Below are 23,731 nucleotides of genomic sequence, written 5' to 3' on the forward strand. Positions count from 1 at the left end.
GAGGTATGGAGATATGGAATATGATTTAATCGTTATAGGTGGAGGACCAGCTGGACTTGCTGCAGCTTATGAAGCTCATAAAGAAGGTATAGAAAAAATATTAATAGTAGAAAGAGATAAAGAATTAGGTGGTATTTTAAATCAATGTATCCATAATGGATTTGGACTTCATACATTTAAAGAGGAGCTTACTGGACCAGAGTATGCTGAAAGATTTATAGATATGGTCAAGAGTACTAATATAGAAGTTAAACTTGATACTATGGTTTTAGAGATTGAGGAAGATAAAACTGTACATGCTATAAATACTGAAGATGGATATATGATTCTTAATGCAAAAGCTATAATACTAGCAATGGGATGCAGAGAGAGAACTAGAGGTGCAATTGCAATACCAGGGGATAGACCTTCTGGAGTATTAACTGCAGGAGCTGCTCAAAGATATATAAATATGGAAGGTTATATGCCAGGTAAAGAGGTATTGATATTAGGTTCAGGGGATATTGGGCTAATAATGGCTAGAAGAATGTCACTTGAAGGAGCTAATGTTAAAGCTGTAGTTGAACTTATGCCATATTCAAATGGATTAAACAGAAATATTGTTCAATGTTTAAACGATTATGATATACCGTTATATTTATCTCATACAGTTGTAGATATAAAAGGTAAAGATAGATTAGAAAAGGTTATTATAGCTAAAGTAGATGAAAATAGAGCTCCAATTAAAGGAACAGAAATAGAGTTTGATGTAGATACACTTCTATTATCTGTTGGATTAATTCCAGAAAATGAACTTTCATCAAAGGCTGGCATAGAAGGTGATAGAAGAACTAATGGATTAATAGTAAGTGAATCTATGGAAACTTCAATTGATGGAGTGTTTGCTTGTGGTAATGTACTTCATGTTCATGACTTAGTTGATTTTGTAAGTGAAGAAGCCAATAGAGCTGGAAAATGTGCAGCTGAATATATAAAAGGAGAGCTAAAAAGAGGTAGTTATTTAAAAGTTATCAATGGTAAAAATATAAATTACACAGTGCCTCAAAAGATAAGTACGGATTCAATGAAAGATAATCTTACTATGTTTATGAGAGTAAATAATATTTATCATGATAAAAAAATAGTAGTAAGATCAGGTGAAAATATAGTGGCCGAATTTAAACGTAAGCATTTAGCTCCATCTGAAATGGAAAAGATTATTTTAAAGAAAAGTCTTTTAGAAAATGTAGTTGAAGATTTAGTAGTATCATTAGAGGAGGCGTAATAATGAAAAAGGAATTAATATGTATATCATGCCCTTTAGGATGTCACTTAACTGTAGATGCTGATAATAAAACTGTAACAGGTAATACATGCAAAAGAGGAGAAGTATATGGATTGAATGAAGTTATTAATCCGGTAAGAGTAATAACTTCAACAGTTAAAATAGAAGGTGCTAGACTACCAGTTTTACCTGTGAAAACTAATGGTGCTATACCTAAAAGTTTAAATTTTGAAGCTATAAAAGTAATAAATGATGTTATCTGTAAAGCTCCTATAAAGGTTGGAGATATAATAATAAAGGATATTCTAGGAACAGGAGTAGATGTTGTAGCATCAAGAAGCCTAGATTAATTAAGAATTAAGAAATAAAGCCAGCTAGTGCTGGCTTTATTTATAAAAATTAATAATAGATTTTATGAGAGAGGAATAAATTAGAGAAAAACATGTAAAAATTAGGTTAAATATAGCTAAAATTGGAATAATATATTGAAGTTGAATATGAGGTATGATAAATTAAGTTCATATGGTAAATATTTTAAAATAAAGAAGGGGAAGAATTTTAATAATTATTTTTTGTATTCTTCTTTTTTTATTACAAGAAAATGTGTAAACGATTAAAAGGGTGGAGGTATATTATGACTAAAAATTTTGCACATCGAGGTTTCAGTAGTAAGTATCCGGAGAATACTTTATTAGCATTTGAAAAGGCTATTGAAGTTGGTGTAGATGGAATGGAGTTCGATGTTCAACTTACTAAAGATGGAGAAATTGTAATTATACATGATGAAACAATAGATAGGACCTCAAATGGAAGCGGCCGTGTAAAAGATTTTACATATGAAGAGTTATTACAGTATGATTTTTCAGCTTCATTTACAGGACAATTTGGATACATAAAAATACCACTACTAAGAGAATATTTTGACCTTGTTAAAGATACGGAAATAATTTCAAATATTGAGCTTAAGAATAGTGTATATGATTATGAAGACTTAGAGGAAAAAGTATATGAATTAATAGTTGAATATGGATTAGATAAAAAAGTTATAATTTCGTCATTTAATCATGAAAGTATTATAAAAATGAAAAAAATAGATTCTGAGATTAAGTGTGGATTTTTATCAGATTGCTGGATGATTGAACCAGGAAAATATACTAAAGCATATGGAATAGAATGCTTCCACCCAGCTGGATACTATTTAACAGGAGAAAAGGTCAAAGCTATTCATAATGAAGGGATAGAAGTAAATGTGTGGCTAGGTAAAGAACCTATGGATTATAGGAAGCTTATTGATATGGAAATAGATGTTTTAATATCTAATGATCCTGATATAGTAGGAGAAATTCTAAAGAATAAATAGTTAATAACTACTTAAGATAGTTGTTGTTAAAAATATTTATATATTACAAATTAATTATTAGCTTAGGGGGAAATAAAATGAAAAAATGGGGGAGCATAGGGAGACGGGTTGTATTATCAAGCATCTCAGTATTGATGATGTTAAATCTAGCTGCTTGTGGAAACAAAAACATTAATGATGAAGACTACAAATTAACTTTAAGACTAAGCCACGTATTCTCACCAGATGAACAGTTAACAAAAACTATGGATTTGATAGCTGAAAGAATTTATGAGAAGACAGATGGAGCTATTGAAATTTTAACATTTCCACAAGGGCAATTAGCTACATATAAAGATGGCCTTGAATATGTTGTCCGTGGAGCACATTTTATATCTGTTGAAGATCCATCATATTTAGGAGATTATGTTCCAGACTTTAAAGCTTTAGTAGGACCTATGCTTTATACTTCTTTTGAGGAATATAGTGAGATGATACAAACAGAGCTTGTGCAAGATATGATAAAAAAGGCTGAAGAAAAGGGGATAAAGATATTAGGTCTTGATTATATTTTTGGTTTTAGAAACTTAATGACTAATAAAGTTATCGAAACTCCAGCAGACCTTAAGGGAGTTAAGCTTCGTACACCTGGAAGTAAGTTATTTATTGATTCAATAAATGCCATGGGAGCAACTGCAACATCCCTAACTTTTGGGGAAACAATATCAGCAGTACAACAAGGGGTTGTTGATGGATTAGAAGGCTCAGAGTTTTCTAACATAGGAACTAAATGTTATGAGGTTGTAAAGAATGTTGCATTAACTAAGCATTTTCTAGGAACTTGTGGAGCTTATATAAACTTAGATCTTTTTAATAGTATTCCAGAAAAATACCGTAATATTATAGAAGAAGAGTTTGCTTATGGAGCACAGGAAATGATAGAGATAATGAATGAATCATATGAGCAGACCGTAGCAGATCTTGAATCTTTTGGCGTTCAATTTAATGAAGTGCATACTGAAGCATTTTCAGAAGTAACTAAGGTCGTTTATGAAAATATGGATGGAGTAACTCCTGGTATTTACGATATGCTTCAAGAAGAATTAAAAAAGATGAGAGATAACTAAGGGGGAAACTATGAAAGAACAATCTTTATTCAAACGTATATTGAGTAATTTTGAAGAAATTATTGCTGGTACTTTTATAATGATAACAACTGTGCTTGTTGTTATAAATGTATTTTTGAGATACTTTATGAAAACAGGTTTATATTGGTCTGAAGAGGTAGCAACTATATGTTTTGTATGGAGCGTATTCATTGGTGCAGCAGCTTCATATAAAAGAGGGCAACATATAGGTGTAGATATAGTTGTAAACAAGCTACCAAAGACAATTAGAAATATAGTCATAATTTTAGTAGATTTAATATTAATACTTTTAAATGGATATATTACTTACATTGGAATTATTTATATAAGTCGTTCGTATATTAAACCTACAGCAGTACTTGGAATTTCGTCTGCATATGTTTCTTCATCATTAGTTATTGGATTTGCATTGATGACAATGTACTCGATAATCTTTTTGGTAAGAGATTTTAAAAAGATTAAAGAAGAAAATAATTCATAGGAGGAAAGTATTATGGCATTTTTACCGATATTAATAGTATTCTTATTATATTTCACAGGAATACCAATAGCTTATGCTTTATTTGGAGCAACTCTTAGTTATTTTACATTCCTAGACCACGGAGCACCTGTTGATTTAATATTACAAAAATTTATAACTAGTGCACAGTCATTTCCATTGTTAGCAATTCCCTTCTTTATATTAGCTGGGTCTATAATGAACTATGCTGGAATCAGTGGAAAGCTTATGAAGTTTGCTGAAGTTTTAACTGGGCATATGAAAGGTGGATTAGGACAAGTTAATGTTCTTTTGAGCGTATTAATGGGAGGGGTATCTGGTTCAGCAAATGCTGATGCAGCTATGCAGTGTAAGATGCTTGTTCCAGAAATGGAGAAGAGAGGGTATAAAAAAGCTACTGCAGCTGCTATCACAGCGGCATCATCAGCGGTAACTCCAGTAATACCTCCGGGAATAAACTTAATAGTTTATGCTTTAATAGCAAGTGTATCAGTTGGTAAGATGTTTATGGCTGGATATATTCCAGGAATTTTAATGGCTGTAGCATTAATGATTACAGTTAATATAATTGCAAAAAAGAGAGGGTACATGCCAACCCGTGAAAAGCGTGCTACTCTTGGAGAAATAGCAAGACAAGCCTTAGATTCTATATGGGCTTTATTATTTCCTTTTGGAATTATAGCTGGACTTAGAATGGGAGTATTTACTCCATCAGAAGCAGGGGCTGTAGCTGTAGTTTACTGTATTATAGTAGGAGTATTTATTTATAAGAATTTAAAGGTTTCTCATATTCCAGCAATAATAAAGGAAACAGTTTATGGAACAAGTACGGTTGTATTAATAATTATTGCAGCATCTGTATTTGGGTACTATATGACATGGCAAATGATTCCTCAACAGTTGACAGGTTTATTATTAGGAATAACAAGTAATAAATATTTAATGTTACTTTTAATTAATATATTATTATTACTTTTAGGTATGTTATTAGAAGGTGGAGCAGCATTAATAATAATTGCACCCCTTTTAGTGCCGGTAGTTACTAAGCTAGGGGTAGACCCAATACACTTTGGTCTTATAGCTATAGTTAATATCATGATTGGAGGAATCACACCACCATTCGGCTCTATGATGTTCACCTGCTGTTCAATGACAGATTGTAAGTTAGAAGATTTCATACGGGAGTCCATACCATTTATTATAGCAATGCTGATATCGTTGCTATTAATAACATATATACCGCAGATATCATTGTTACTACCTAATTTATTGTATTAAAACTAAGTATATTAATTTAAGAAATTTGGCTGCTGATAGTATTTATGAGTAAATTTAATTAATCTTATATTTAAAGTTTCATGATGTGATTTCAGAAAATGATAGTATAGTAAGCTATAAAATTCAATAATAAAAAGAGTATTGATGGAATGTCAATACTCTTTTGTTTTTATAGCGACTGTATGAAATTTCTCTCCATTGAAGTGAAACGCTTATTTTTTTTGTAAGCAATAAACAATTTTCTAGTAAAGGTTAAATCTTTTATAGGGACTTCCACTAATAATTTATGATTGAGTTCAGTAATAATTGCCTCTTTAGGAATTATAGAAATACCATGACCACTTAGGATAGACTGTTTTATCCCTTCAATATTATACAAATTATTGATATTAGTAAGAACTATACCTTTTGAATAAAGTTGCTTTTCTATAAAGTTTCTAACAGCAGAATTAGGCTGGGATACTAAAAAAGTTTCATTCTTTAACTCATCTAAATTAATGTATTGTCTTTTAGCCCAAGGATGATTATATGGTACTGCAAGTATAAGTTCATCATCTCTAAAAAATTCCGTTTCTATATCGGGATAATCATTAAGTAAATTAGATTCAGATATAAAAGCAAATGAGAATTTATTAAATTGAAGCATTTTTAAAATATTAGGTATAAAATCAATTGTAAAAGAAAGTGATGCTTCAGCATTAGCTTCTTTAAATCTACTTATTTTAGGTGTTATTATATGTACTCCAATAAAATTAGTTGCCCCAAAGGAAATCACAGGGGAAAGAGAACTGTTGATTTCTATAATTTCTCTATTCATTTCAGCAATTTCATCTAAAATTCTTTGTGCATATTTATAGACTATTTGTCCATTTGAATTTAATGTTATCTTTTTACCATCACGATCAAAGAGTGAGAAACCGATTTCTTTTTCGAGAGATTTAATCTGTTTTGAGATGGCAGGCTGACTACAGAATAATTCTTCAGATGCTTTAGAGAAACTGTCATATTCTACTACCTTACAGAAACTTTTTAGTTTTTCTATGTTCATAAATATATCTCCTAAATTCATTAATAATTATTTATTATAACAAAAAGTTATAAGGTGAGTAAATAATGGAATTAGACTAGAATACGATTTCTTAATATAATCTTAAAGGAATAATATTAAATTTTACATTTAAATTTAAATTAATTCCATAACTAAAAAGTTATATAAAATTTGGGAGGATATTATGAAGACTACATCTGTATCGAAATCATCTAGTACAAAACGTGACTGGATGAAAATTTTAGGGATTCCAGTGGCGTTACTTGTTTTTGGTTTAATAATAACAATGAAGACGCCTGTTGGGATGACTTTCCAAGGGAAGACTGCTTTAGCAACATTCCTTATGGCACTAGTACTTTGGGTTTCACAAGCAATTCCTACATATGCTTCAGCTTTATTAGTTGTTGTTATATTAGCACTTACTGGTGGCTGGGATCAAAGTTCAATATTTAGTGTTTTAGGTTATGACGTTATTTGGTTAATGTTATCGGCATTTGTTATCACTTCAGGGATGGAAAAGTCAGGATTTGCAAAGCGTTTAGCATTATTCGTAGTTTCTAAATTTGGTAAAACTGCAAAAGGTGCACTTTTATCATTAATATTTGTTAATTTCTTATTAGCATTTGTAATTCCATCAACTACAGCTCGTGCTGCATTATTATTACCAATCACTATGATGATTTGTAAAATATACAATGCTGTACCAGGTGAAAGTAATTTTGGACGTCAAATGATGCTTCAAGAAATACATGTTAACAATATAGCTACTTCTGGTATATTAACTGCAACAGCAGCTCAAATAATGGCGGCTGGATACATAAAGGATTTAGCAGGAATAGAAGTAACATGGGGTAAATGGTTTATAGCAGGTATGCCTATAGCTATTTTAACTATGATTGCTTCATTCGTAATAGCTCAAGTTTTATTCCCATTAGAAATAAAAAAACCATCTTTAAGTACAGAAAGCGGACAAGAAAAATCTCTTGCTGAGCAATATAAAGATCTAGGTAAAATGTCTAAGAATGAAATAAAAGCACTTATTATATTCGCTATTACAGTATTCTTATGGTGTACTGATGGATACCATGCAAACATATTTGGAGTTCAAATAAGCTTAGCAATGGTAGCTGTTGTTTCAGCAGTATTATTCTACTTACCATATATAGGATTCCTTAACTGGAAAGAGACTAAGATTCCATGGGAATTAATGATATTTTCTTGTGGAGCTTACGCTGGTGGACTAGCATTAGATAAATCAGGTGTTGCGGCATTCTTATTAAATAAGGTATTTGGTACTCTTGATTTATCAGGAATGAATCCATTTATTTTATTCATGATAGTTATGTTTGTAGCAAGTTTCAGCCATATGGTATTTACAAGTAAAACAGTTAGAACAGTTATATTAATTCCAACTACTATTACTTTAGCAACTGCGGCTGGTGTTAATCCATTATTATTTGCACTTCCTGCATCATTAACTATTTGTGATAGTATAACTCTTCCACCACACTGCAAACCAAACTTAATATTCTATAGTACAAACTACTTTACTATCAGTAATCAATTAGTATATGGATTATTAGTTTTAACAGCTAAGTGGTTAATTATGGGAGTATGTTACTTCACATGGTTCCGTATTATAGGTCTTGTTTAATAAAAAAACAAAGAAATGAGATAAGGAGAACATTTATGAATAAATATATTAGCAAATTCATGGTAACGCTTGCTGTAGCTGTAGCAGCTATATCATATCCAGTTGTTGCGGAAGCTTCAGTTGAAACTTTCACTATTAGTAAATATAGCGAGTCATTTGTACCAGCAGAAAATAGTGATGCTATTTTAAATATAGAAATGACTGCTAAAACTTCTGATGAAGGTATAGTGTATATTCCAGTAAGTGTATAAGATTCAGAACTAATAAATGCTTCTATAGATGGACAAGCAGTTGATGGAGAACTTACTAAAGTAGGTAGTGTTTCATACTTTACATTAAACTCAGAAATGCCAGAAACAGAAGTAAATGTTATAGCTGAAGTTAGCTGTAAGGATTTTTATGCAGTTGAGAATGATGATCCAGAAACTGGTATACCAACAGCTTTAATGGAATACAAGTTTACTAACAAGAGCTCAAATAAAATAGAATCTTATAATTTAACTATAGCCCTTCCTAATGGAATGGAGCCAATAAGTGTTATGACTCCAAGTAATGTAACAAAGTATACATTAAGTGAGAATGAAGCAGGACAAAGAACACTTTCTTTAAATGGCGGAGTTGCAGTAGCTGGAAGCTCAACTTTTAAGTTTACTTTTGGGAAACCATTTACAAATAGCACAGTAGCAGTAGTTGCTATATGGGTAGTTGTAATAGGAATTTCAGCATTCGTAATAAAGGAAAGATTAAAGGAGGCGAAGTAAAATGGGGAAGGCTAAAGGAATTTATCTTATAGCTGACGGTTTAGGAGATCGCCCTATAGCAGAATTAAATGGATTAACACCATTAGAGTATGCTAATACGCCAACTATGGATTTATTATGTAAAGAAGGTATGACAGGACTGGTACATCCATACCGTCCAGGGTGCCGTGTAGGAACAGACTGGGGGCACATATGTCTTTTTGGATATAATCCAGATGAACATTATACTGGCCGTGGAGCTGTTGAAGCTTATAGTGCTGGATTAGAAATGAAAAAAGGTGATGTTGCTTTCCGTGGAAATTTAGGAACTGTAGATGATGATTTAGTAGTTATAGACAGAAGAGCAGGACGTATTAAAGATAAAGAAGATATAAAAGCATTAATAGAAGCTGTTGATGGATATGAAGTTGATGGATGTACGTTTAAGATTCTTTCACTTACAGAACATAGAGTAGCTGTAGTTATGAGTGGAGAAGACTTAGATTGGCATATAGTTGATACTGATCCAGGAACAGCTTGTGAAGGAAGCAAGATGATATGTCCTATACAAGAAAATAACTATCAAAAGAGTGCAGAAGCGCTTTGGAAGTTCCAACTACACGTAAAAGAGGTTTGGGATAAACATCCTGTAAATATAGAAAGAGAAAAGAAGGGCTTACACAAAGCAAACTTTATAATAACAAGAGGAGCAGCTGCTGCAATGGTACTGCCTCCGATTGAAAGTATATTCCCTAAAGTAAAGGTTAGTGTAATTGCTGGAGATGAAACTATAACTGGTATAGGAAAGATGTGTAACTTCGACTATGCAACAGATGAAAGCTTTACTGGAGGATTTGATACAAATTACTTAGGAAAAGCACAGAAGGTTCTTGATGAACTTGAAAATCATGATTTAGTTATAGTTCATATTAAGGGAACAGACCTTTGCGGACATGATAATGAACCATTAAAGAAAGCTAAAATAGTTGAACAGATAGATGCTATGTTTACTTATTGGTTAACTAAAATAGATAAGGATAATACTTATTTAGCTTTAGCAGCAGACCATTCAACACCATGTCATGTTAGAGATCACAGTGCAGATCCAGTACCTGCATTTTTATGGGGACCTAATGTTAGGGTTGATGAATGTACTTCATGTGGTGAAAGAGCAATAGCAAAAGGTATCATAAATGGATATACTGGTGCACAATTTATGAGTACAATAATGGATTACTTAGGGCATACAAAGAAATATGGAGCTTAAGTTGAGAAAAGCGGGAGGAAACGATGATTAAATTATATTCATTAGGCGGTAGTGGTGAAAATGGACGTAACTGCTATGCTATTGAATGGTCAGAAGGTGTCATTTTATTAGACTGTGGTGTAAAAAGAGAGATTAATGAAAATGGTGTAGGTGATTATCCTGTTTTAACAAAGGAATTAGTATCTAAACTAAGATTTGTATTATTATCTCATGCACATGAAGATCATAGTGCTTCACTGCCTTTAATATATAGTATGGGATATAGAGGTAAAGTATATGCTTCGAGCCCAACAGCAAATTCAACACCAAACTTTATGAATAAGTGGAAAAACTTTGTTAAAGAAAATAATGGAGTAATTCCATTTAGTGAAGAAGATATAACAAAGGTTGAATTTGAAACACTTAATATAGGATTAAATAATATTGACGGCGTAGAGATAACAGTTGGACGTAGTGGGCACGTTGTAGGTGGGATATGGTTTATAGTAAATGTCGAAGGAAAGAAGATATTCTATTCTGGAGACATAGTATCAGAACCTATGCTTCTACATAATGATAAGCCACATGAAGTTGATGCAGCAATTCTTAATTGTGCCTATGCAGGAAAGATACTTAAGCAATCTCAGCAGTATGAAATATTATTAAATTCAGTTAAAGAAACTTTATCAATAGGGGGAAAGGCTGTGTTACCATTACCTCCAAATGGACGTGGATGTGATATATATAAATTCCTTTGTGAAAATATAAAAGACATGCCATTATATGTTGATAAAGAAATAATAGATAATTATAAAAAATTATCAGATATGACAGATTGGGTTAAGAATATAGAGGGAAGCTTAGACTCTGGAAATGTTGTATGTATTGATACAATGGAAGATAGAGAAGAAGTATGTTTAAAAGATGAGCCATCTGTAATATTAACTCAAGACGGAATGCTTACAGCAGTTCAGGGAAAATACTATTTTGAACATCTTAAAGAAGACAGTAGAAATAAAGTTATAATTACAGGACATGCAGCAAAGGGAACTATAGGTGCTGAAATATTTAATGATGAATATTGTAAAAACAATTTAGTAAAATTACAAAAAGGCCATGTAATTTTTAAAGTTCACTTTGATGATGTAGATGTAGTTGAGTTTAATGAATATCTAAAAGCTAAAACAATAATCCTTTTCCATTCAAATAAAGATAAAACAGTTAATGTTATATCAAATTTAGCTAATACTGGAGTTAGTGCGATGTGTCTTTCTACTGGTGAAAGTTATAATTTAAACTAACTTGAGAAAATATACTATAGAATTATTTTATTATTACTACACCCTAGTAAGAGTTTACTAGGGTGTATATTTTTGAAAATATTATGTAAAAAACAATAAGGTTACTTGTTATAATGACATTTAACTTTAATATTTTGATCAAAATTACCAAAGTTTTTTCCAAAGATATTTATACCACCCGGATTATGGGTATCAGCAGGGCATTCTATTTTAAATAATAGGGCATCATTATCTTCTTTTAAAAATTCACTTAAAGGTGTTGAAGAAAGTTTAATACCATCTAGATATACTCCAGTATTATTTATTTTAATTGTTTTTAGTAAACCATATTCACTTCCAAGATTCCACCAATTAGGTGTAAACACACCTTTTCTATCACCAAAATCACCAGGACTTATCCATTTTCCTAAAGGAATGTTATTTAAGTAAAAATAAATATCTGACTTAAAAGAGTTGTTATATCCAGGGAATTCAGAACAAATCTCTAGAGAAATTTCCATCTCAACTAAGTTGTTGAAATTAATATCATAAGTAGGTATAGGATATTCTAAATATCCAGATGTAAACCATATTAAAGATAAGTCAATTCTATTAGGTGCAGCAAAATATCTAGGATCATCTAAAACTCCAAATAATTTATCTTTTAATGATAAGCCACAAGGTGGAGATATTTTGAAAGAAGAATAAGCTCCAATAGGAATATCTATTTCAATAAAGTTTTTATTAATCTCTTCATAATTATTATTTAATATAATTTGGACTTCATTAGTTTTTATTTTACATAATTTAAGTAATCCTCTTACTCCAGGTTGAGAGTATGACTCTATAATATCAACTTCTTCTAATATGTTTATATGTTTTGTAACTACAGCAGATGAAATATTAAGAGCAGAGCTTAATTCTTTAATTGACATTTCTTTATTTTGAAGTAAAGATATAATTTTTAACCTTGTATCACTAGCAAGTGCTTGGAAAAAAGGTAAGTTTTTATTTAAAGCTTTAATGTATTTTTTTTCAACATAGCGATTATCCATGCAAACAGTCCTCCATTTCATATAGTTATTATAGCATAAAGATTTATCTGTATTATTAAATAAAGCAGCATTAGAAAACGTTGACAAAAGATAGTAAATTAAATATATTTATATTATAAAAAGTAACTAAAAAGTTAATAGAATAACTAAAAGATTAATTAAATATGTGTAAGAATTCATAGTTGATTAATGTTTAAGCTAATCTTATTGGGATGGGAGAGGATTATTATTTTAGATAAGTTGCATTATCCAAGACCTCAATTTGTAAGAGAAAATTGGATTGATTTAAATGGAGAATGGAAATTTGCATTTGATGATGAAAACGTAGGTGAATTAAATGAACGTTTCATGGATGATAGCTTTTATAGTATGAAAATTAAAGTACCATATAGTTATCATACTAAGAATTCAGGAATTGAATTAAATGAAGATCATCAAATTGTATGGTATAAAAAAGAGTTAAAAATAGATATAAAAGCAAATAAGAGATATATATTAAATTTTGGAGCAGTAGATTATAAATGCGATATATGGATAAATAGAAATCATATGGCCACACATGTAGGAGGACATACTCCCTTTAGTTTGGATATTACAAGATATATTAAAGAAAATAACTCAGTAATTATAAGAGTTGAAGATAGAAATGAGTGCACTCAACCTATAGGTAAACAATCATGGAAAAAAGAAAATTTCTTATGTTGGTATACAAGAACAGTAGGTATATGGCAGCCAGTATGGATTGAAGAAGTAGGAGATACATATTTAACTGATGTTAAAATGACTCCACAGATAGATAATGCATCATTAGATTTAGATATAAGAATAAATCAAGATGATAAAACTGTAGATCTTTTTGGAGAAGTTTATTTTAAAGGAGAGTTTATAACTAGATTTGCGACTGCATTTAAATCCAAGAGAGCAAGATTAACTATAGATGTAAGTTCTGAAGATCCAGATTTTAGATTGAACTTCTGGACCCCAAATACGCCAAATCTTTATGATATAAAATTTAAATTATGTAGAAAAGAAGAAACACTGGATAAGATAGATAGTTATTTTGGTATGAGAAAAGTTGAATCTATAGGAAGAAAGATATACTTAAATAATCAAGAATTTTACCAAAAACTAATATTAGATCAAGGGTATTTTAAAGATGGTGGATTAACTGCTACACCAGAAGAATTAAAGGATGATGTATTAAAGATTAAAGAAATGGGCTTTAATGGAGCTAGAAAGCACCAGAAGATAGAAGATAATAGATATATGTACCTATGTGATACATTAGGTCTTGTTATGTGGGCAGAAATGCCAAGTACATTTGAATATAGTAATATAACAAATGAAAATGTGACAAAGGAATTATATTCTTTTATAGACAAGCATTATAATAATCCTTCAGTTATAGTCTATACACTTTTAAATGAATCATGGGGAATAAACGAAGTATATAGTGATAGAAAACAACAAAACTTTGTAAATGCCTTATTTTACTTAACAAAATCTTTAGATAATAGTAGATTAGTAGTTGGTAATGATGGATGGGAACATACTATATCAGATATATTAACTATTCATGATTATAATTCAGATAAGGACACTATGGCCGAAAGTTACAAAAATATAGAGAAAGCAGCAAATGGTTCACCATCTAAGACTAGTACAAGAAAATGTTATAGTGAGGGCTATAAGTATAATAATGGGCCAATAATTATAAGTGAATATGGTGGGATTGCATACGATATTGATGAAAGTAATTCAGATAAATCGTGGGGATATGGAGAAAGATTACAAGATCAGAATTCTGTAATAAATAAGATAAATGAGCTAACTCAAGTTGTTATGGATATAGAAGACGTATGTGGGTTCTGTTATACACAACTTACTGATGTAGAACAAGAAGTAAATGGATTATTAGATCATAATCATAAATATAAGTTTGAACCTGATAAAATTAGAGAAATATTAGAGTATAAACACAACTTAGGATTTATTTTTAAGTAGAAATATTAGAAACAACATAATTTAGTGGGGGATAGTAATGAGAATAACAAAAAGAGAGTTTGGAATAACTAAAGAAGGTATCGCAGTACATGAGTTTAAGATTGAAAATCAAATAGGAGAGTATATTACAATATTAGATTATGGATGTACATTAACATCAATAAATGTATTAGACAAAAATGAAAATTTAGTAGATGTATGCCTAGGATATAAAACTTTAGAAGAATATGAAAATAATATATCGTATTTAGGAGCTATTATAGGAAGACATGCAAATAGAATAAAAGAAGGTAAATTTATTTTAAATGACACTAAATATGAATTAGCTATTAATAATGGACCTAATCATCTTCATGGAGGAAAAAAGGGATTTGATAGATATGTTTGGGATCATATTATTAATGGAAATAGTATAACTTTTTTTAGAGTTTCAAAGCATTTAGAAGAGGGGTATCCAGGGAATCTTAGTATAGAAGTGAAATATGAATTTAATGATGAAGGTGAACTAATAATAAGCTATTATGCAACTACTGATAGAGAGACTATAGTTAACTTAACAAATCATTGTTATTTTAATTTAAATGGTGAAAATAAAGGTAATATATTAGGACATAAGTTAAAATTAAATGCAAGTAAGTATACTGAAAATGATGAGCATTGCTTACCAACAGGAAATATATTAAATGTAGAAGAATCTCCATTTGATTTTAGAGAAGGTAAAAAAATAGGAAGAGATATAAACGATGAAGACATTCAATTAAAGAATGGATTAGGATATGACCATAACTTTATATTAGACTCCGAAGAAAATATGAAGTATGTGGGAGAGCTTGAAGGAGATGAGAGTGGTATAGAAATGAAAATATATACTACATGTCCTGGAGTTCAGTTTTATAGTGGAAATGTATTAGATGGAGAGAACGGAAAGAGTAATACTGTTTATAATAAGAGAGCTGGATTATGTCTTGAAACTCAATATTTCCCAAACTCACTAGAGTGTTCAAATTTCCCATCAGTAATATTAAAAGAAGGAGAAAGTTTTAAAGAAAAGACTATATATAAATTTTCGACTAAATAAATCTAAAAAACTTACTAGATAAAAAAGTTAATACTAAAATTTAAAAAATATAAACTACCTCTTAAATAATTTTAAAATGTTTAATGGGTAGTTTATTTATTTAGAAGTATAAAAATAGTTATAATTTATATAATAAATATATTTTTAAAGAAAATTATAGATATTTGTTGTATTATTAATTTAATAAATATTTTGGTATTAAAGAGGAGAGTATTATGGCTAAGTTAATAAAAGTTCAAAAGCCTAAGTTTATAGATGATTTTGAAGAAATTGAAGATATATACGATGAAGTGATTTATGAAGAAAAGATTCAAAATAAAATTATTGAAGATAGAGATATAAGAGAAAAAAATGATGTTGGAATTACTATTGATTCGTGTATATTTAGAAATGTAGCATTTGAAGATTGCGATTTTACTAGAATAGATTTATTAGATTCGAGATTTGAAAATTGTGATTTATCTAATGTATCTTTTTCTGGTGGAGGTTTACATAGAGTTGAATTTGTAAACTGCAAGCTTATGGGTGCTAATTTTTCAGAGTGTTCTATTAAAGATGCAACTTTCCAAAATGTAATGGGAGGTTATGCAACATTCTCTTTTAGTAAAATAAAGAATGTAAACTTTATTGAATCTAATTTAAAAGAAGCAGTATTTCAAGAAGTAAAACTAGATAAAGTAGTTTTTGAAGAATGTGATTTAACTAATGGATATTTTAATAAAACATTCTTAGGAAAACAAGATTTTACAAGTTGTGATATTGAAGGAATAGATGTCGATATAGAAAATATATATGGAGCTACAGTAACAGCAATGCAAGGATTAGACTTAACAAGATTAATGGGACTTAAAATCAAGTAATAAATATCATTTCAACTATAATAATTTATTACTTAATTTGAGGTGATTCTATACTAAAGGAAAAAAATCTGTTGAACAGATTTTAAAATATAAAGTAAGAAACTATTAACTATAAACTTTTAACTCTTAACTAAAGAAAGGGGTGATGATATGAATGTTGTATTTGAGGCTTTAAAAAGGTATTACGGTTATAGTTCTTTTAGGGAAGGGCAGTATGAGATAATTACTAATATTTTAAAGGGTAGAGATAGTTTTGGAGTTTTACCTACTGGTGGAGGAAAATCAATATGCTATCAGATACCAGCAGTTATATTTAAGGGTATGACAATAGTTATTTCACCTCTTATTGCACTTATGAAAGACCAAGTTGATAGTTTAGATTATAATGGAATACCGGCACAGTACATAAATAGTAGTCAAAGTTTAGAAGAGATAGATAACATAATTTTAAAGTGTAAAAGTGGAGAGGTAAAATTATTATATATAGCACCAGAGCGATTAGAAAATGATTTTTTTAAAAAGCAATTAAGAAGATTGAAGATAAGTCAAATAGCTATAGATGAAGCACATTGTGTATCTTTATGGGGGCATGATTTTAGAAAGAGCTATAGGGAAATAGCGCCATTTATAAATAGTTTACCTAATAGACCGGTAATAACGGCTTTTACAGCAACTGCAACAGAAGTAGTTAGAGAAGATATAATAAAGCTTTTAGATTTAAGAAATCCATATAAATATCTTGGTAGTTTTGATAGAGATAATCTTATTATAAGTGTACATATTGAAGAGGATAAATTAGAGTTTGTAAAAGATATTATACGAGAAAATGAAGATAATGCAGGGATAATTTATTGTGCTACAAGAAAAGAGGTAGATAATCTTTATTATTATCTTAAAGATTTAGGATATGAGGTAGGTAAATATCATGGAGGATTAAAAGATAATGAAAAGGTATATTATCAAGAGGAATTTCTTAAAGAAAATATAAATGTAATGATAGCTACTAATGCTTTTGGAATGGGAATAGATAAACCTAATGTAAGATATATCGTGCATTTTACTATTCCTAAAAATATAGAAAGTTATTATCAAGAAATAGGAAGAGCAGGAAGAGATGGTGATATTTCTAAATGTTATTTATTATTTAATAGAAGTGATATAAGAACTTTAGAATATTTAATTTATACTACAGCGTCTCTTAATAGAAAGGAAGTTGAGATATCGAAACTTCAAAGAATGATAGACCTTTGTGAAAGTAAAGAATGCTATAGGTCTTTTGTACTGAATTATTTTGGTGAGAAAAATGTAAGAGGTTATTGTAATAGCTGTAGCAATTGTTTAAATAATGAGGAGCTTAGAGATTATACAATAGAAGCTCAAAAGATACTTTCTTGTGTTTATAGAAGTAGGGAGAAGTATGGTATTTCTGTCTTAGTAGATGTATTAAGAGGAATGAGTGGGCCTAAAATAGCTAGTGATGGATTAAATAAATTAACTACTTATGGAATAATGAAAGATTATAGCAGTAAATTTATAAGAGATTTGATAAAAACTCTTTTAGAACTTGGCTATGTTGACTTAAAAGAAGGAACATATTCTATGCTAAAGCTTAACGATAAATCTTATAAGGTATTAAAATCAGGATTAAAGGTAATATGCAAACTAAGTGATGATTTAGAGGTTAAGATTTTAAACAAAGAATTATTTGATAGTCTTAGACTATGGAGAAAAGATAGAGCTATGAAAGAAGGAATTAAGCCATATATAATTTTTTCTGATTCAACATTAATAGAAATTACTAACAAACATCCTAAAAATAAAGAAGAGTTATTATCTATAAGAGGTATGGGTGAGAAGAAGTTTGAAAAGTATGGTGAAGAATTGTTAGATTTGATGAGGCACGAAAAGGTGCAATAAAATATTTTAAAAGAATTAAATAATAGATAAAAAAAGGTTAGGAATTGAGAAAATAATTCCTAACCTTTTTTTATTTAAATAATATGTAGTCATTTTAATATAAAAAATAGTCATATATATATTCAAGACAATAATATACTAAATTATAAAGGGGGAGTAGTTATGGATTTTAAGGAATTTATTCGTACAGATAGAGAAAGCAGAAATGGAGATAAGTTTGAAGGCACATTTCTAGATTACTTGGAAATACTAAGAGAAAATCCTGATGTAGCTAAGCTTGCTCATAAGAGAATATATGACACTATTATGAGTAAAGGAGTTGAAACTTTAAAGGGAGAAGAGAACCCTAGAATAAAGAAAATATACGGAAACGAAACCATAAAGAAATATGGATTCTTTAGAGATGAATTTTTTGGTATTGATAATGTAATTATGAAGATAGTAAATTACCTACATTCTGCATCAATGAAAGGTGAAGAATCTAGACAAGTATTATATCTTGTAGGTCCTGTTGGAGCAGGTAAATCTTCATTAGTAGAAGCTTTGAAAAATGCATTAGTTCAATGTGAACCTATATATGCAATCAAAGGTTGTCCAATGCATGAAGAACCTTTACACCTAGTGCCAAATCATTTAAGACCAAAATTTAACGAATTATTAGGTGTTCAAATTGAAGGAGACTTATGTCCAATATGTAAGTATAAATTATTGAATGAATATAATGGTGAATATGAGAATGTTCCAGTAGAAACAACAGGATTTTCTATTCGTTCAAGAAAAGGTATAGGGGTAGTACCACCTGTAGACCCTAATAACCAAGATACTTCAATACTTACTGGAGCTATAGATATCTCTAAGATGGATATTTATCCAGAAGATGACCCTAGAATATTCTCATTAAACGGTGCATTTAACGTTGGTAATAGAGGATTAGTTGAATTTATAGAAGTATTTAAAAATGATGTTGAATATCTTCATACTATAATAACAGCTACTCAAGAAAAATCTATACCATCACCTGGTAAAGGATCAATGATTTATTTTGATGGTCTTATAATAGCTCACTCTAATGAAGCTGAGTGGAATAGGTTTAAATCAGACCATACTAATGAAGCTATTTTAGACAGAATAGTTAAGGTAGAAGTACCTTACTGCTTAGAGCTTGCAGAAGAAGTGAAAATATATGAAAAGATATTAAATAAGAGTAACTTTAAAGCTCATATTGCACCACACACTATTGAAATTGCAGCAATGTTTGCTATACTTTCAAGATTAACTCCATCAGCTAAGGTTGACCCTATAACTAAGTTAAAGATTTATAATGGTGAAGATTTAGTTGAAAAAGGAACAACAAAACGAATTGATATTAGTGAACTTAGAGAAGAAGCTGGTCCTTATGAAGGAATGAAAGGTATCAGTACAAGATTTATAGTTAAAGCTATAGATAATGCTTTATCAAATTCAGAATATGATTGTATAAATCCGTTAAGCATAATGGAAAGCATAATAAAATCTATTAAGGAACTTGATATTGCAGCTGAAGATAAGAAGAGATATCTTGCATTTATTCAAGATACAATAAGAAAAGAATATAATAAGATTCTTGAAAAAGAAATTACTAAGGCATTTATACATTCATTTAGAGAACAAGCTGAAAGTTTATTCAATAATTATATAGATAATGCAGAAGCTTTTGTTAATAAGACAAAAATCAAAGATGCTTCAACTGGAGAGGAATTAAATCCAGATGAAGATTTTATGAGAAGCATAGAAGAGCAAATTGGAGTATCTGAAGCATCAGCTAAGGGCTTTAGAGCAGATGTAACATCATATATGTTCTACTTAGTTAGAAATGGATCAAAGATAGACTATACTTCTTATGAGCCATTAAAAGAAGCTATCGAAAAGAAACTTATGGCATCAGTAAAAGATTTATCAAGAATTATAACTAAGTCAAGAGTTAGAGATACTGAGCAAGCTGAAAAATACAACGCGATGGTAGAAGAAATGCAAAATAATGGATACTGCTTACACTGCTGTGATGTAATCTTAAAATATGCTGCCAATAATTTGTGGAAGGATTGATAGCTATGGCAATCTTTAGAGATAATAGCGATAATCCTATTGAACACGATAGAAGTATAGAAGATAGAAGAAGACACAGACAATTAGTAGAGAAGTCTATAAAAGAAAATATTGGCGACATATTATCAGAGGAAAGTATAGTAGGTGAAACTAAAAATAAGAAGTTTAAAATACCTATTAGAGGAATTAAAGAGTATCAATTTATTTTTGGTAAAAATAGTACTGGAGTAGCATCTGGTACTGGTGAAGAAAAAAGAGGGGATAAAGTCGGCTCAGCAGATGGTAGTGGAAAAAAAGGAAATAAAGGAGCAGGGCAAGGCGAAGGTGATGATATTTATGAAACAGAAATCACTATGGAAGAATTATTAGATTATATAGTAGAAGATTTAGACTTGCCTAATCTAGATAGAAAGAAGTTTTCAGAAGTTTTAACAGAAAGTGCTTCAAGGAAGCGTGGGTATCAAAAGTACGGAATACGACCAAGGTTGGCAAAGAAAAAGACTGTTATGTCTAAGACAGCAAGAAAACAAGGTAAGAAGAGAGCTTTAATGGAAAGTGGTATAGATCAGGAGTTAGAAAGATTCCCATTTAGAGAAGATGATTTAAGGTATTACAAAGTTAAAAAGAAACCTAAAAAGGAAAGTAATGCAGTTTTAATATTTATAATGGACGTATCTGGGTCTATGGATACTACTAAAAAATATCTTGCAAGGTCATTCTTCTTTGTACTTTCTAGATTTATAAAAAGAAAATATAATAATATAGCTTTTGAGTTTATTTCACATACTACTGTGGCTAAGAACGTAAATGAATATGAATTTTTCCATAAAGCTGAATCAGGAGGAACTTATATATCTAGTGGATTAAATTTGGCATTAAAGATAATTGAAGAGAAGTATTCTCCAGAGGTATGGAATATATATCCTATATATGCTAGTGATGGTGATAACTGGTCAGAGGATAATGAAAGAGCAATAAATGCAGTTAAAAATTTATGTGAAATAAGTAATATGTTTGGATATGCTGAACTTTTACCATCAACTTATTCAACTACTATGTATTATCGTTTTAATAAAGAGATACATGAAAAGAACTTTGTATCTGTAATAATTAAGGAAAAGAAAAATCTTTGGGATGCTTTAAAGATAATGCTTAGTAAGGAGCTTAAGGAGGGAAACGATGGAGTATAATTTAAATGATTTACAAGAATGGAATGTAAAAATAGAAGAAAAAGCTAAAAGCTTTGGTTTAGACTATTATCCTCAAGAATTTGAGATAATTGGATATAATGAAATGATTGGATATGAGGCATACGTAGGTATGCCCTCTAAATATCCACATTGGAGCTATGGAAAAGCATACGAAAAAAACAAAACATTATATTCTCTTAATTTAACTGGATTACCATATGAGATGGTTATTAATTCAGACCCATGCTTAGCATATTTGATGAGAGAAAATTCATTATTATTACAAATACTAACAATGGCACACGTATATGGTCATAATGATTTCTTCAAAAATAATAGATTATTTAAAGAAGGAACTAAGGCTTATTATACTTTAGAGATGTTTAAGCTAGATGCTGAAATAATAAGAGGATATGTTAATGATCCTAATATAGGATATGCAAAGGTAGAAAAGATATTAGATGCAGCTCATGCATTAAAGTTTCAAATACCAAGAGTAGTAGGTGTTAAGGAGTTAAGTCAGGAAGAAATAAAAGCTAATCTAATGAATGAGTATAATAGAAAGATTGAAGGTAGATATGTTTTAGACCAAGATGAAGAAATAGAACTTCCTGATTTAAATAAAATACCACTTGAACCTTGTGATGATGTTATAGGATTTATAATTAAATATGGATATCTAGAAGAATGGGAAAAGACTGTATTAAAAATAGTTAAGAGAGAAACTGAATATTTTATGCCACAAATAGAAACTAAGATAATGAATGAGGGATGGGCAAGCTATTGGCACTACACAATTTTAAATTCTTTGGAATTACCAGAAGGACTTCATTTTGAATTCTTAAAAAGACACAATGATGTAATAGCTCCTATACTTGGTGGACTTAACCCTTATTATATGGGATTTAAGATATTCCAAGATATTGAAAAGAGATATGGAAGAGAAAAGCTTTTTGAGGTTAGAAGTCTAGAAAGAGATAATTCATTCTTAAGAAAATATTTAACACAAGATTTATGTAATGAATTGAATTTGTTCCAATATGCTAAAAAGAGCTTTGATTTTGTAATCGAAGAAGTTTCTGATGATGAAGGATGGAAGATTATAAGAGATACATTATCATCTACTTGTGGAGTAGGTGGAATACCATATATCAGAATTGTTGACTTAGACAGAAAAGATGGTACTTTAACATTAGAACATGTATTTGATGGAAGAGAACTAGAACTTTTATATGCTAAAGAGACATTAAAGTATTTATTTGATCTATGGGGAAGAAAAGTACTATTAAAGACAAAAACAAGGGAAGGTAAAAATATAGAAATCTTATGTGATAATGATAGAAAAATTTATATCAATTAATGATAATGGATAATGGTAAATTAGAAATAAGAGAGCAGTTTGAATGAATTAAGTTCAAGCTGCTCTCTTATTTCTTAAAGGCACATATTAAATCCTTTTGAATATTTTAATAGTGTAAATATTTTTTAGGAGAAGACTATGGATTTAAAAGGAAGTAATACAGAAAAAAATCTTTATAGAACCTTTGCAGGAGAAAGTAGAGCAAATACTAAGTATACATTATTTGCTGAGAAGGCAAGACAAGAAGGATATCAATGGGTAGGAGAAATATTTGATAAGACAGCTAAAAATGAACTAGCTCATGCTAGGAGAGTATATGGACAATTCTTAAAAGATGTGAATTCTACTTGTGAGAATTTATTAGATGCTATTATGGGGGAAAACGAAGAATACAAGAATATTTATAAAAAGTTTGAAGATGAAGCAAGGAGAGAAGGGTTTAATGATATAGCTGATTTCTTTAAAGAATTGCAAGAAGTAGAAGAATCACATTCTGAACGATTTAAGAAGCTATATGACAAATTAGAAGATGGAACAATGTTTAGTGGACCAAAAGAATCTAAGTGGTGTTGTATGAATTGTGGATATATACATGAAGGTACTGAAGCTCCGTTAATTTGTCCACTTTGCAAATATCCAAGGGCATATTTTAAACCATGCTGTGAAATTAAAGATGCATAGGAGGA

General features: G+C 29.9%; 21 protein-coding genes. 19 read left to right on the top strand and 2 right to left on the bottom strand.

From position 1 onward, the window contains the following. Positions 1-13: 13 nt before the first annotated feature. The 6 genes from LQE93_RS06060 (at position 14) to LQE93_RS06085 (ending at position 5,528) form a co-directional block, all read left to right on the top strand. Positions 14-1,264, top strand: coding sequence for an NAD(P)/FAD-dependent oxidoreductase (locus tag LQE93_RS06060; protein ID WP_055264523.1), 1,251 nt, complete (start codon positions 14-16; stop codon positions 1,262-1,264). 2 nt (positions 1,265-1,266) lie between these two features. Continuing rightward, positions 1,267-1,614 (top strand): DUF1667 domain-containing protein, encoded by a 348-nt coding sequence (locus LQE93_RS06065; RefSeq protein WP_231072627.1) that lies wholly within the window; start codon positions 1,267-1,269, stop codon positions 1,612-1,614. Between the two features lie 284 nt (positions 1,615-1,898). Continuing rightward, a complete protein-coding gene (locus LQE93_RS06070; RefSeq protein WP_231072630.1) occupies positions 1,899-2,624 on the top strand; it encodes a glycerophosphodiester phosphodiesterase in 726 nt (241 codons plus the stop codon). A 77-nt stretch (positions 2,625-2,701) separates the two neighbouring features. Further along, on the top strand, positions 2,702-3,730 hold the full coding sequence (locus tag LQE93_RS06075) for a C4-dicarboxylate TRAP transporter substrate-binding protein (RefSeq protein WP_231072631.1): 1,029 nt from the start codon (positions 2,702-2,704) through the stop codon (positions 3,728-3,730). 10 nt (positions 3,731-3,740) lie between these two features. Then, a complete protein-coding gene (locus LQE93_RS06080; RefSeq protein ID WP_231072632.1) occupies positions 3,741-4,232 on the top strand; it encodes a TRAP transporter small permease in 492 nt (163 codons plus the stop codon). 12 nt (positions 4,233-4,244) lie between these two features. Further along, a complete protein-coding gene (locus tag LQE93_RS06085) occupies positions 4,245-5,528 on the top strand; it encodes a TRAP transporter large permease (RefSeq protein WP_231072633.1) in 1,284 nt (427 codons plus the stop codon). Between the two features lie 169 nt (positions 5,529-5,697). On the opposite strand, the gene LQE93_RS06090 is transcribed toward LQE93_RS06085, so the two are convergent. Continuing rightward, complete coding sequence (locus tag LQE93_RS06090; protein WP_055264515.1) at positions 5,698-6,576, bottom strand: LysR family transcriptional regulator; 879 nt, start codon at positions 6,574-6,576, stop codon at positions 5,698-5,700. 184 nt (positions 6,577-6,760) lie between these two features. On the opposite strand from LQE93_RS06090, the gene LQE93_RS06095 reads away from it, so the two are divergent. The 5 genes from LQE93_RS06095 to LQE93_RS06115 all read left to right on the top strand — a co-directional run bounded on the left by LQE93_RS06095 (position 6,761) and on the right by LQE93_RS06115 (position 11,517). Continuing rightward, positions 6,761-8,230, top strand: coding sequence for an SLC13 family permease (locus LQE93_RS06095; protein ID WP_186838568.1), 1,470 nt, complete (start codon positions 6,761-6,763; stop codon positions 8,228-8,230). Positions 8,231-8,265: 35 nt separating this feature from the next. After that, entirely contained in the window at positions 8,266-8,481 is a 216-nt protein-coding gene (locus LQE93_RS06100) for a hypothetical protein (RefSeq protein WP_231072635.1), read from the top strand. 96 nt (positions 8,482-8,577) lie between these two features. After that, positions 8,578-8,991 carry a hypothetical protein gene (locus tag LQE93_RS06105; RefSeq protein ID WP_231072636.1) on the top strand — a complete coding sequence of 138 codons (414 nt, stop codon included), beginning with the start codon at positions 8,578-8,580 and terminating at the stop codon, positions 8,989-8,991. A 1-nt stretch (position 8,992) separates the two neighbouring features. Further along, positions 8,993-10,237 (top strand): 2,3-bisphosphoglycerate-independent phosphoglycerate mutase, encoded by a 1,245-nt coding sequence (apgM, locus tag LQE93_RS06110; protein ID WP_055264511.1) that lies wholly within the window; start codon positions 8,993-8,995, stop codon positions 10,235-10,237. Between the two features lie 23 nt (positions 10,238-10,260). Then, complete coding sequence (locus tag LQE93_RS06115; protein ID WP_055264509.1) at positions 10,261-11,517, top strand: MBL fold metallo-hydrolase; 1,257 nt, start codon at positions 10,261-10,263, stop codon at positions 11,515-11,517. A gap of 101 nt (positions 11,518-11,618) precedes the next feature. Here the strand turns inward: LQE93_RS06115 and LQE93_RS06120 are convergent, their stop codons facing one another. Beyond that, on the bottom strand, positions 11,619-12,551 hold the full coding sequence (locus tag LQE93_RS06120; protein WP_055264507.1) for an ArsR/SmtB family transcription factor: 933 nt from the start codon (positions 12,549-12,551) through the stop codon (positions 11,619-11,621). Positions 12,552-12,740: 189 nt separating this feature from the next. Between LQE93_RS06120 and LQE93_RS06125 the strand changes: the two genes are divergently transcribed. The 8 genes from LQE93_RS06125 (at position 12,741) to LQE93_RS06160 (ending at position 23,726) form a co-directional block, all read left to right on the top strand. Continuing rightward, on the top strand, positions 12,741-14,555 hold the full coding sequence (locus tag LQE93_RS06125; RefSeq protein ID WP_070205652.1) for a glycoside hydrolase family 2: 1,815 nt from the start codon (positions 12,741-12,743) through the stop codon (positions 14,553-14,555). Between the two features lie 37 nt (positions 14,556-14,592). Continuing rightward, positions 14,593-15,633 (top strand): aldose epimerase family protein, encoded by a 1,041-nt coding sequence (locus LQE93_RS06130; protein ID WP_055264503.1) that lies wholly within the window; start codon positions 14,593-14,595, stop codon positions 15,631-15,633. 215 nt (positions 15,634-15,848) lie between these two features. After that, the gene (locus tag LQE93_RS06135; protein WP_055264501.1) at positions 15,849-16,493 is read left to right on the top strand and encodes a pentapeptide repeat-containing protein; all 645 of its coding nucleotides are present in this window, start codon (positions 15,849-15,851) and stop codon (positions 16,491-16,493) included. A gap of 150 nt (positions 16,494-16,643) precedes the next feature. Next, a complete protein-coding gene (recQ, locus tag LQE93_RS06140) occupies positions 16,644-18,410 on the top strand; it encodes a DNA helicase RecQ (protein WP_055264499.1) in 1,767 nt (588 codons plus the stop codon). A gap of 162 nt (positions 18,411-18,572) precedes the next feature. Further along, positions 18,573-20,495: a PrkA family serine protein kinase gene (locus tag LQE93_RS06145; protein ID WP_055264497.1), complete on the top strand. Its 1,923-nt coding sequence runs from the start codon at positions 18,573-18,575 to the stop codon at positions 20,493-20,495. A 5-nt stretch (positions 20,496-20,500) separates the two neighbouring features. Then, positions 20,501-21,685 (top strand): sporulation protein YhbH, encoded by a 1,185-nt coding sequence (gene yhbH / locus LQE93_RS06150; RefSeq protein ID WP_055264550.1) that lies wholly within the window; start codon positions 20,501-20,503, stop codon positions 21,683-21,685. Further along, entirely contained in the window at positions 21,675-23,045 is a 1,371-nt protein-coding gene (locus tag LQE93_RS06155; protein ID WP_055264495.1) for a SpoVR family protein, read from the top strand. The genes yhbH and LQE93_RS06155 overlap by 11 nt, the downstream gene beginning before the upstream one ends. 138 nt (positions 23,046-23,183) lie before the next feature. Continuing rightward, on the top strand, positions 23,184-23,726 hold the full coding sequence (locus LQE93_RS06160; protein ID WP_055264493.1) for a rubrerythrin family protein: 543 nt from the start codon (positions 23,184-23,186) through the stop codon (positions 23,724-23,726). Positions 23,727-23,731: the final 5 nt, after the last annotated feature.

Origin of the sequence: Clostridium sp. NSJ-145 (assembly GCF_021044725.1) — a bacterium.
Lineage (GTDB): Bacteria > Bacillota > Clostridia > Clostridiales > Clostridiaceae > Clostridium > Clostridium disporicum_B.